This window comes from Streptomyces sp. NPDC012508 (genome assembly GCF_042902595.1).
GTDB lineage: Bacteria > Actinomycetota > Actinomycetes > Streptomycetales > Streptomycetaceae > Streptomyces.
In genome coordinates this window covers 705,362-715,868 of record NZ_JBIBEO010000003.1, presented here as the reverse complement: position 1 = coordinate 715,868, position 10,507 = coordinate 705,362, and the positions used below count along the sequence as shown (strand labels likewise).

Below are 10,507 nucleotides of genomic sequence, written 5' to 3'. Positions count from 1 at the left end.
CACACCCCCCCCCCCCCCCCCCCCCCCCCCCCCCCCGGGGTCCCCCCCGGCCCGGGGGGTTGCCGGGGGGGGGGGGGGTGGGCGCGGGGGGGGGGGGGGGGGGGGCCGGGGGGGGGGGGGGCCCCCCCCGCCACCGGAAGGGGTGAATGCACGTAACTTTCACACCCCGGTCGCGTTCCGTCGCGTTACGGGGCGTCTCGCTCACTCAGAGTCATGCTGCGGCCAGCTCCTGGCGACGCCGGACGGCGTCGCTCAGGGAGCCTCCGGGGACTCGTCAACTCCCGGGGTGCACCCAGGGGTTGGGGCGGCACTTGATGCCGTCGACGTCCAGGGACTTGGTCTGCTGCTGCATCACGGGCGCGAGGGCACCGGGGGTGCGGCAGCTGACGTGGCCGTGACCGAGCCGGTGTCCGACCTCGTGGTTGATGAGCATCTGGCGATAGGCGAACATCGCCTTCGCGCCGAAGGTGTCCGACCCCTGCGCCCAGCGGAAGGCGTTGATCATCACGCGAGAGGTGGACGCGGAGTCGCAGGACACGTTGTCGACGGTGGTGTCCAGATCGGATTTCGCGCACCAGACGCCGGTGGTGCCGGGGCTGGCGAGCGTGATCACGAACTCCGGGTCCCCACTGGAGATCCGCTCGAAGGTCATGGCGCCCTTGCCGGCCCAGCTGCGCTCGTCGTTCAGGGTCTTCTGCACGGCCTCGGCGAAGAGCTTCGGGTCGAGCCCCAGCCCCTTCTCGACGTCGACCCGGTAGCGGATCTTCCGCCCCTTGCCCGGCGCCTTCTCGAAGCCGCCCACGGCCTCGAACTCGCCCGAGCCCTTCAACTTGGGGTCGATGGGGAACTGACGAGCCATCAACTGCTCGTACGTGGGCGGCTTGGCGGGTTCGGCGGGCGCCGCGTTCGGGGGCGCGGGCCGCTGGTCGGAGCGCGAGGCGCCGCCCTTGTCGACGGCCCGGTCCGTGGGCGCCTCCGCCGAGCGGGCGACGGCGGTGCCGGCGCCCTGGTCGGTGACCTGGCCGGCCACGACGACGGCGAGCACGGTGGTGACGGCGGCGGCGGCGATACCGGTGAGTGCCCGGCCCTTGCCACCCGTCTTGGCCGGCGGCTCCTCGGGAAGCTCCTCCGGAACGTCGTCGGGAAGGTCCTCGGGGTCACGCTCCCGGCGCGGGGCGGGGATGAAGGGGGTGCGCCCGGTGGTCTCCGCGGCCCCCGCCTCGTCCGGCGCGTTCCCGCGGATGCCCGGCCGGTCGCCGTAGCGCCCGGGGGGCCGGGGGGCCGTGTCGGTGTGTTCCGGGTGCCCGCCCCGTACGGCCGTGTCGACGGGGGCGGTGTAGACGGGGGTGCCGTGCATCGGCGTGTCCCAGACGGGACGGCCGCCGCCGCCCTGACCGCGCGGGCCGGGCTGCGGCGCCCCGTAGGCGCCGGGCCGCTGCCCGTAGGTGCTGGGCCCTTGTCCGTAGGTGCTCGGCGCCGCCCCGTAGGGGCCCGACCCCTGCCCGTACGGGGGCGAGCCCTGGCCGTACGCACGCGGGCCCTGCCCGTAGCCGCCCTGGGTGTTCCCGGTCTGCTGTTCACGGGCCCCCTGGGCGTACGGATCCGGAGGGCGCGTGCCCTGCCGCGGCTCCTGGTACCGCTCCTGGGGGCCTGTGTCCTCGCCGCCCTGTGCGCGCCTTCGGCGTCCCGTCCCCTGCCCCGCGGCTTCCCGCCGCCCCGGATCCGCGGGGGGAGCGGGCGCGGGGCCCTTGCGACTATGTCGTCCCACGCCCCGGATCAGCTCCCGCCACTGTCGCCGCTGTTGCCACTGTCACCGCTGTCACCGCTGTCGCCGTGCTTCTCTGCGTTCTCTACGCGGTCGTCGCTCTGTCCGTTCAATTCGATCAGTTCCCGTACGGCCTGGGCGACCGTCTCGGGGTACTCCATCATGGCGACATGCCCGGCGTCCGGGAGGGTCAGGAGGCGCGAGCCGCGGAACGCGGCGGCCGCCCTGCGCGCCATCCGGTAGGAGACGAGCTGGTCACGGCCGCCGTAGATGAGCAGCGTGGGCGCCAGCACCCGTTCGGCCTGCCGCCAGAGACCGTGTTGACCGCCGAGCGTGTACGCGTCGACGATGCCGCGCGAGGAGCGGGCCATCACGTCCCAGAAGTACGGGAGCTCGAGGCGCCGCTCCATCTCCTCCACGGCGTGCCGGAGGCCCTCGTCGGAGACCCGGCCGGGGTCGCCGTAGCAGAGGGCGAGCATCCCGCGGACCCGCTGCTCCGGCGTCCAGCCCTTGGTCAGCTTCGCGAAGAGGGGGGCGACGCCCGGCATGGCCAGGATCACGGTCGGCCATGCGGTGCGCTGGGCGCGCAGCTCGGGCAGGGCCGGGGAGACGAGAGTGAGGGTACGGACCAGGTCGGGACGGACGGCGGCGACCCGGGTGGACACGGCTCCGCCGAGCGAGTTGCCGATCAGATGGACCGGTCCGCGGCCGGAGGCGTCGAGGAACCGGATGATGGCCCGCGCGTGTCCGGTGACCGAGTAGTTGCCGTCGTCGGGCGGCGGGGAGTCGCCGAAGCCCGGCAGGTCGACGGCCTCGCCGTCGACGAGGTCGGCGAGCAGGGGCATCAGCGCCGACCAGTTCTGGGACGAGCCGCCGAGGCCGTGGACGTAGAGCGCGGGCGCGAGTCCCGGCCGATCGCCGGGGCGGGCGCGGACGGTGAGCGTGAGCCCGGGCAGCGCGACGGAGCGCAGCTTCTCGCCGTCGGCGACCCGTACGGCGCGGGTCCGCGACGAGGACGGTGCGGCAGCGGTCCGGGTCTCCGGCAGCTCGGTCGACGACATGGCCGCAATATTACGAGACGATCACGCGGGGGCGCGTGTGTGTGGCGTCACAGGTTCGGGTGCGCCGCGCGGAGTGTGCTCCTACGCTCATAGTGAGGGCCATCGGAGAGGACCCGCATGCTGGAAGGAATCCGCATGACTGTCGATCCGAACGAGCCGGACACATTCGCCGAGGAAGAGGACGACGTGCTCGACGAGGAAATCCCTGAGGCCGACGCGGCCGAGCAGCGCACGGAAGTGCAGCAGCGCGAGGACGAGCCGCACACCCATGTCGAACGGGACTCCGCGAACGAGGCGGACTCGTCCGAACAGGCGCGTGTCGTGGCGCTCGACGAGGACGACTACCGCTGATTCGTTCGGTTCAATGTTGGACCGCCTATCGCCCTCGGCGTCCGGTCCGTGAAATTCTGCGTCCGCACCGCGCACAGCCGGGTTACCCAAAAGTACGATGGCGGGCGCGGCGCCACACAGCGCATGGATCGATTTTTGGGAGGCGGCGTGACAGCCATCGAGCAGACAGAGGCAGCACGCCCTCGGGGCACGCGCCTGCCGCGCCGAGCCCGACGGAACCAGCTCCTCGGGGCGGCCCAGGAGGTGTTCGTCGCCCAGGGGTACCACTCCGCCGCGATGGACGACATCGCGGAACGCGCGGGTGTCAGCAAGCCGGTGCTCTACCAGCACTTCCCAGGGAAGCTCGAGCTCTACCTGGCCCTGCTCGACCAGCACTGCGAGTCGCTGCTCCAGGCCGTGCGCACGGCGCTGGCGTCGACGACGGACAACAAGCTCCGGGTCGAGGCGACGATGGACGCGTACTTCGCGTACGTGGAGGACGAGGGCGGCGCGTTCCGGCTCGTCTTCGAGTCCGACCTGACCAACGAGCCGGCCGTGCGCGAGCGCGTGGACCGGGTCAGCCTGCAGTGCGCCGAGGCCATCTCCGACGTGATCGCCGAGGACACCGACCTCTCCAAGGACGAGTCCATGCTGCTCGCGGTGGGTCTGGGCGGTGTGTCGCAGGTCGTCGCGCGCTACTGGCTCTCCAGCGAGTCGGCCATCCCGCGCGACAAGGCGGTGGCGCTGCTGACCTCGCTGGCGTGGCGCGGTATCGCGGGCTTCCCGCTGCACCCGACGGACGGCCAGCCGCTCAACGACGGCCACTGAGCCCGCGTGTTCGCTCCTGGCGTTCCGCCGGTGCGCCGTACGGATCGCCTCACCGGGCTAATGTGTGCAGCGTACGGCGCGGGAGACGCGCAACGCTGACCGTTCGGAGGGACATAGCCGTGGAGGTCAAGATCGGCGTGCAGCACGCACCCCGGGAGATCGTTCTGGAGAGCGGGCAGTCCGCCGAGGAGGTCGAGCGCGCAGTGGCCGACGCGCTGGCCGGCAAGGCGCAGCTGCTCAGCCTCACGGACGAGAAGGGCCGCAAGGTCCTGATCCCGGCCGACAAGATCGCGTACGTGGAGATCGGCGAGCCGGCGGTGCGCCGGGTGGGCTTCGGCGCGCTCTGAGACGTACGGAGTACAGGAGAAGGGCCCGGCGGATTCGTCCGCCGGGCCCTTCGTCCGTTCGGGTGGGCTCCGGGTCCGGCGCGGTGCGCGGATACGGGCCGAAGGTGCAGGTGAGGCGGGCGGGGAGGATTGCGTCGGAGTCGGCCCGGGTAGGACCGCCTACGACCGAATGTCCCGCCCCGCACCGCACGCGAGGTGATCCCGTGTTCCTGGAAGCCCTCGGCTCCGCACTGCTCGGACTCGCCCTGGCCTGGGCGGCCGTGCACCGGCTGCCCGACCGCCTCCCCGCACGAGGGGTCGTTCTCACCACGGGCACGCTCGGCGCCGTCTTCGGCGCCCTGGTGACCCATGGCGCGCTCGGCCCGGGCCACGCCCTGGCGACACTCATCGGGGCCGTGGCGATCGCGACGGTCCTGCTCTCGCTGCTGATCCGCCCGGCCTCGCGCCGACTGCGCCGATCAGCGGCGGCGTGAACAGCGCCCACCCCACCACGTACCAGAGCCTCGACGGACCACACGTCGGCGGCCCCGCGGCGGCGGCCCCGCGGCCTGAGCCGCGGGGCCGCCGACGCGCTTGTCCGGTGGTGACGCGAGGGACGCGACCGGTCGTTTCGTGACCAGCCGGTCGTCGTGACCAGCCGGTCGTGTCGTGACCGGCCGGTCGTGGCGTGACCAGCCCGTCGTGACCGGTGGCGGGGTTACGCCGCCAGGCCCAGCGCGGCCATGCGCTTCGTGTGCGCCTCGGTGATCCGGGAGAACATCCGGCCGACCTCGGCCAGGTCGAAGCCGGCGGCCATGCTGTCGACTCCGCCGACGAGCATCGTGGAGAGGGCGTCGCGCTCAGCGACGACCCGCTGGGCCTGCGAGAGCGCCTCGCCCATCAGCCGGCGCGCCCACAGCGCGAGGCGGCCGCCGACGCGCGGGTCCGCGTCGATCGCGGCGCGCACCTTCTCGACCGCGAAGTTGCCGTGGCCGGTGTCGTCGAGGACCGACAGCACGAGCCGCCGCGTGTCGGAGTCGAGCCGGGCCGCGACCTCCCGGTAGAAGTCGCTCGCGATCGAGTCGCCGACGTAGGCCTTGACCAGGCCCTCCAGCCAGTCCGACGGCGCGGTCTGACGGTGGAAGTCGTCCAGGGCCTTGGCGAACGGCTCCATCGCCGCCGTCGGCTCCGCGTCGACGGCGGTCAGCCGGTCGCGCAGCTGCTCGAAGTGGTGGAACTCGGCGGAGGCCATCTTCGCCAGCTCCGCCTTGTCCGCGAGGGTCGGCGCGAGCTTGGCGTCCTCGGCGAGCCGTTCGAAGGCCGCGAGCTCGCCGTAGGCCAGCGCGCCGAGCAGGTCGACGACCGCGGCGCGGTACTGCGGCTCGGCGGAAGCGGTGGCCCAGTCCTGGGCTGCGATCCCGGTGAGTCCTCCGGCGGTCTCTTCCGTGGTCGCTGCCGCGTTCTCTTCGGCGGGCGTGGCGTTGTCAGGCGTCTCCATGAAGCGCACAATAGCCCGCTCCCCGGCGGGCTCAGGGTGCTGGTCAGTCACTGTGACCGCGCCCTCATCATCAATTCTCCCAACACACATGCGCGAATCCGGGGTACAGTGGTAAAGCGCCTGCTGAGTATGCGGACAAGTTTTCGCACGTTCGGACGTACTCGGTGGGCCGACTCATGAATGAGGATGCCCGGTCGGTGGCCCGACTGGCTCCGACCCGACAGCCCTCCCCGCGCACCCGCAGGAGGGTCCCTCAAGCGGCACGACGCTCGAGCGACGGCAGTGGTCCCGCGCCACCCGACTGTGATCCTTTCCTCGATCCGGTCGGAAGCGAATCGGCACGGTACGACCCCCAGCGTTCGCCTCGCGCCGCGTCTCACAGAAGAGGCAGCACCCTGACTACGACTTTCCGAGAGCTCGGGATCCTTCCCGAGACGGCCGAGGCGCTCGAAGCCGTCGGCATCGTGACCCCCTTCCCCATCCAGGAGATGACCCTTCCGGTCGCCCTCTCCGGCACCGACGTCATCGGCCAGGCCAAGACCGGCACCGGCAAGACCCTCGGTTTCGGTCTGCCCCTCCTGGAGCGCGTCACCGTCCCCGCGGACGTCGAGGCCGGCCGGGCCAGGCCCGAGCAGCTGACCGACGCCCCGCAGGCCCTGGTCGTCGTCCCCACGCGCGAGCTGTGCACCCAGGTCACCAACGACCTGCTGACCGCCGGCAAGGTCCGTAACGTCCGCGTGCTCGCCATCTACGGCGGCCGGGCGTACGAGCCCCAGGTCGAGGCGCTCAAGAAGGGCGTCGACGTCATCGTCGGCACCCCGGGCCGCCTGCTCGACCTGGCCGGCCAGCGCAAGCTGGACCTGTCCCACGTCAAGGCCCTCGTCCTCGACGAGGCCGACGAGATGCTCGACCTGGGCTTCCTGCCCGACGTCGAGAAGATCATGAACATGCTTCCGGCGAAGCGCCAGACCATGCTGTTCTCGGCCACCATGCCGGGCGCGGTCATCGGTCTCGCCCGCCGCTACATGTCGCAGCCGACGCACATCCGCGCCACCTCGCCCGACGGCGAGGGCGTGACCGTCGCCAACATCAAGCAGCACGTCTTCCGCGCGCACTCGATGGACAAGCCGGAGATGGTCTCCCGCATCCTGCAGGCCAACGGCCGCGGGCTCGCGATGATCTTCTGCCGTACGAAGCGCACGGCGGCCGACATCGCCGAGCAGCTGCAGCGTCGCGGCTTCGCCTCCGGCGCGGTCCACGGCGACCTCGGCCAGGGCGCGCGTGAGCAGGCGCTGCGCGCCTTCCGCAACGGCAAGGTCGACGTGCTCGTCTGCACCGACGTCGCCGCTCGCGGCATCGACGTCGAGGGCGTCACCCACGTCATCAACTACCAGTCGCCCGAGGACGAGAAGACGTTCCTCCACCGCGTGGGCCGCACCGGCCGCGCGGGCAACAAGGGCACGGCCGTCACCCTGGTCGACTGGGACGACATCCCTCGCTGGCAGCTCATCAACAAGGCGCTCGGGCTGGACTTCCACGAGCCGGTCGAGACGTACTCCAGCTCCCCGCACCTGTACGAGGAGCTGGACATCCCGGCGGGCACCAAGGGCGTCCTGCCCCGCGCCGAGCGGACCCGTGCGGGTCTGGGCGCGGAGGAGCTGGAGGACCTGGGCGAGCCCGGCGGGCGTGGTGGCCGTGGTGGCCGCGGCGCCAAGCAGGCCGCCCCGGTGACCGAGGAGCGTCCGGCCCGTACGCGCGCCCCGCGCCAGCGTCGCCGTACGCGCGGTGGCTCCACGCTCGACGAGACGGTCGAGACGACCACGGCGAGCACGACGACCGCGGCCCCGGCCGCCGTCGCCGCCGCCGCGGTGACGGAGGACGCGCCGGCCGAGCCGCGCACCCCGCGCCGCCGTCGTCGCACCCGTGCCACGGCCGGTGCGGTCGCGTCGAACGCGTCCGCCGCCCCGGTCGTCGAGGCCGCTGCCGCCGCCCCGGTCGTGGAGGCCCCGGCCCGCGCAGCCGCGGCTCCGGTCTCCGTGGTCGCGCAGGCCAAGCCGGTGGACGAGGCCCCGAAGGCGGCCCCGCGCCGCCGTCGTACGCGCATCGTGAAGCCCGAGGCCGAGACGGTCACGTTCCAGACCGTGGAGACCGCGGCCGCCGCCCTCGCGGCGGCGAAGCCGGCCGCCGAGGTCGCCGAGCCGGTGACCGAGACGGTCGAGGAGCCCAAGAAGGCTCCCCGCCGTCGCGCGGCGAAGAAGGCCGTCGCGGCCGAGGTCGTGGAGGTCGTCGAGGCGGCCCCCGCAGTCGCCGCCGCCACCGAGGTCGTCGAGGAGCCGAAGAAGGCGCCCCGTCGCCGTGCGGCCAAGAAGGCCGTCGCGGCCGAGGCCGTCGAGGCCCCCGCGGTCGAGACCCCGGCCGTCGAGCCCGCCGTCGAGGAGGCCCCCAAGGCCCCGCGCCGCCGGACGGCCAAGAAGGCCGTCGCCGCCGAGGCCCCGGACGCGTCCGAGCCGAAGACGGCACCCCGCCGCCGTACGGTGAAGAAGGCCGCCGCCGCTCCGGCGGAGGCCACCGTCGCCGCCGAGACGGCCGAGGCCCCCAAGGCCCCGCGCCGTCGCACGACGAAGAAGGCCGCGGCCGCGCAGCCCGAGAGCTGACGCGCCGTCGCACCTTCCGCAGTGGCCCGGTCCCTCCCCAGGGGACCGGGCCACTGTGCCGTCCGGCCGCCGCTGAACAGCGGTTACAGTCCCTCTATGAGCAAGCCCCGGTCCCTGGCGCTGCCACCCCGCACCCGTGCCTACCGGCTGGAGACCACGCGCGGCGGCTTCGCCGTCCTGGACACCGCACCCGACGGCGTGAGCCGCGGCACGGTGCTGCTGCTGCCCGGCTACACCGGCAGCAAGGAGGACTTCCTCGCCCTGCTCGGCCCGCTCGGCGCGGACGGTTTCCGCGCCGTGGCCGTCGACGGTCGCGGCCAGCACGAGACCCCCGGGCCCCGCGGGCGCCACGCCTACAGCCGCCGTGCCCTCGCCCTCGACGTGGTGGCACAGGCCGCCGCGCTCGGCGACGGGCCGGTGCATCTGCTCGGCCACTCCTTCGGCGGACTGGTGGCCCGTGCCGCGGCGGAGCTCGCGCCCGCCGCGTTCCGCTCGCTGACCCTGCTCTCCTCGGGACCCGGCCGGGTCGCCCGCCCGCAGCGGATCAGGGTCCGGGCGCTGCGCGGTGCGCTCGCCCTGCTGCCCAAAGAGCGGGTCTGGCTGGCGACGCGCTGGCTGGACAGCCGGGGCGAGGAGCCGGGGAGCGCCGATCCGCCGGAGATCGTGGGGTTCCTGCGGCAGCGCTGGATGGGCACCCGGATCGCCCAACTGGCGGGCGCGGGAAGGCTGCTGCTGCGCGACCCGGACGGTACGGCACGGCTCGCCGCGCTGGCGCTGCCGGTCCACATCGCGTACGGCGCGGAGGAGATGGTCTGGCCCGTGACGCATCTGGCCGCGGCGGCGACGAACGTGGGCGCGCACCACACGGTGGTCGAGGGCGCGGGCCACTCCCCCAATGTCTCGCACCCGGAGGAGCTGGCGGCGCGCCTGGCGGCGTTCTGGGACCACGTGGACGCGACGGCGGGAGCCGCGGGCGAGTACAGCGGCGGCTAGGGCGGCTGCCGGCACCGCGCCTGGAACGTGGTTACGCCGGCTGACCGGTGACGCGGCTGCTCGGCTACGCGGCTAGAACTGCGCCTGGAGGTGCTGCCAGAAGCCGTCGCGCAGCGCCCTGCGCAGGGCCGCGTGCCCGCGCAGCGAGCGGCTGAGGAGCTTCTCCGCCTCGATGAGCAGGTCCTGGTCGACGGGTCCCGGCAGGTACGGGTGCCCGGGCAGCAGCTCGGCCATCGCGTCGCCACCGCGTTCGGCGAGCCAGACCGCGGCGATCTGGGCACCGACGAAGCGGACCTCTTCTCGGGAGGGCGGGGGCTCGCCCTCGTTCTCGTACGTCGTGACGGGGCGTCGGGTGACGTACGGGCGGCAGAAGTCGAGGTCGAAGGTGCGGCGGCTGTCGACCTCCCAGAGCAGCGGCTCGGCCTGGTTGCGCCCTTCGGCGGCCTCGATGCCCCAGAGGTGGACGCGGGCCCCGTAGCCCTGGGCGGCCTCCACGGCCGGGACGAGGTCCTCGTCGCCGCCGACGAGGGCGGCGTCGCTGATGGCGCGGTGCCGGGCGAGGGACTCCAGGTCGGAGCGGATGAGGGAGTCGACGCCCTTCTGCTGGTTGTTGGAGTTGAGGTTGCCGAGCCGGACCTTGACGTCGGGGAGTTCGGCGATGGTCTGCTGCTCGGGCGTGTGGATGCGGCGCCGGGCGCCGTCGTACCAGTACACACGCAGCAGCCGGCTGTCCGCGAAGATCGTGCGGGCCTTGTCGATGAAGGCCTCGATGAGTCCTTCGGCGTCGAGGTCGAAGGAGCGCCGGTCCTCGGTGCCCGCCACCAGCAACCCGGCCGCAGCATAGACGTAACCGGCGTCGACGAAGATGGCATGGGTCGAGGGGGTCTTCGCCACTTCGGCCAGCATCCGCCGGAGGAGCTCATTGGTGTGCTCCAGGCGGTCGCGCAGGTCGTGGACGGGGTCGCGGGGCGGCGTGGGGGAAAGCTCGGCGTCGTTCATACGGGGCTCATTGTCCGCCGCTCGGGCGGTTCCCGCCATCGTCCCCTACGACT

The 10,507-nt window shown here is 73.2% G+C and carries 10 protein-coding genes; 6 read left to right on the top strand and 4 right to left on the bottom strand.

Annotation, left to right across the window (positions count from 1 at the left end; translation table 11 throughout):
* Positions 1–274: 274 nt before the first annotated feature.
* Both ACFY8U_RS13775 and ACFY8U_RS13770 read right to left on the bottom strand, forming a co-directional pair.
* The gene (locus ACFY8U_RS13775) at positions 275–1,768 is read right to left on the bottom strand and encodes a DUF3152 domain-containing protein (RefSeq protein ID WP_389569532.1); all 1,494 of its coding nucleotides are present in this window, start codon (positions 1,766–1,768) and stop codon (positions 275–277) included.
* Positions 1,769–1,776: 8 nt separating this feature from the next.
* Entirely contained in the window at positions 1,777–2,826 is a 1,050-nt protein-coding gene (locus tag ACFY8U_RS13770) for an alpha/beta fold hydrolase (RefSeq protein WP_389569530.1), read from the bottom strand.
* 135 nt (positions 2,827–2,961) lie between these two features.
* Between ACFY8U_RS13770 and ACFY8U_RS13765 the strand changes: the two genes are divergently transcribed.
* The 4 genes from ACFY8U_RS13765 (at position 2,962) to ACFY8U_RS13750 (ending at position 4,804) form a co-directional block, all read left to right on the top strand.
* Positions 2,962–3,177, top strand: coding sequence for a hypothetical protein (locus ACFY8U_RS13765; protein ID WP_361436363.1), 216 nt, complete (start codon positions 2,962–2,964; stop codon positions 3,175–3,177).
* Positions 3,178–3,324: 147 nt separating this feature from the next.
* Positions 3,325–3,984: a TetR/AcrR family transcriptional regulator gene (locus ACFY8U_RS13760; protein WP_389569527.1), complete on the top strand. Its 660-nt coding sequence runs from the start codon at positions 3,325–3,327 to the stop codon at positions 3,982–3,984.
* A gap of 119 nt (positions 3,985–4,103) precedes the next feature.
* Positions 4,104–4,331, top strand: a complete 228-nt coding sequence (locus tag ACFY8U_RS13755; protein ID WP_361609770.1) for a DUF3107 domain-containing protein — start codon at positions 4,104–4,106, stop codon at positions 4,329–4,331.
* A gap of 203 nt (positions 4,332–4,534) precedes the next feature.
* Positions 4,535–4,804 carry a hypothetical protein gene (locus ACFY8U_RS13750; RefSeq protein ID WP_389569524.1) on the top strand — a complete coding sequence of 90 codons (270 nt, stop codon included), beginning with the start codon at positions 4,535–4,537 and terminating at the stop codon, positions 4,802–4,804.
* Between the two features lie 224 nt (positions 4,805–5,028).
* On the opposite strand, the gene ACFY8U_RS13745 is transcribed toward ACFY8U_RS13750, so the two are convergent.
* Positions 5,029–5,817 (bottom strand): ferritin-like fold-containing protein, encoded by a 789-nt coding sequence (locus ACFY8U_RS13745; protein ID WP_389569522.1) that lies wholly within the window; start codon positions 5,815–5,817, stop codon positions 5,029–5,031.
* A 479-nt stretch (positions 5,818–6,296) separates the two neighbouring features.
* On the opposite strand from ACFY8U_RS13745, the gene ACFY8U_RS13740 reads away from it, so the two are divergent.
* Positions 6,297–8,462 carry a DEAD/DEAH box helicase gene (locus ACFY8U_RS13740; RefSeq protein WP_389569740.1) on the top strand — a complete coding sequence of 722 codons (2,166 nt, stop codon included), beginning with the start codon at positions 6,297–6,299 and terminating at the stop codon, positions 8,460–8,462.
* Positions 8,463–8,558: 96 nt separating this feature from the next.
* Positions 8,559–9,455 carry an alpha/beta fold hydrolase gene (locus tag ACFY8U_RS13735; RefSeq protein WP_389569520.1) on the top strand — a complete coding sequence of 299 codons (897 nt, stop codon included), beginning with the start codon at positions 8,559–8,561 and terminating at the stop codon, positions 9,453–9,455.
* A gap of 72 nt (positions 9,456–9,527) precedes the next feature.
* On the opposite strand, the gene ACFY8U_RS13730 is transcribed toward ACFY8U_RS13735, so the two are convergent.
* On the bottom strand, positions 9,528–10,454 hold the full coding sequence (locus tag ACFY8U_RS13730) for an NYN domain-containing protein (protein ID WP_361436349.1): 927 nt from the start codon (positions 10,452–10,454) through the stop codon (positions 9,528–9,530).
* Positions 10,455–10,507 lie beyond the last annotated feature (53 nt).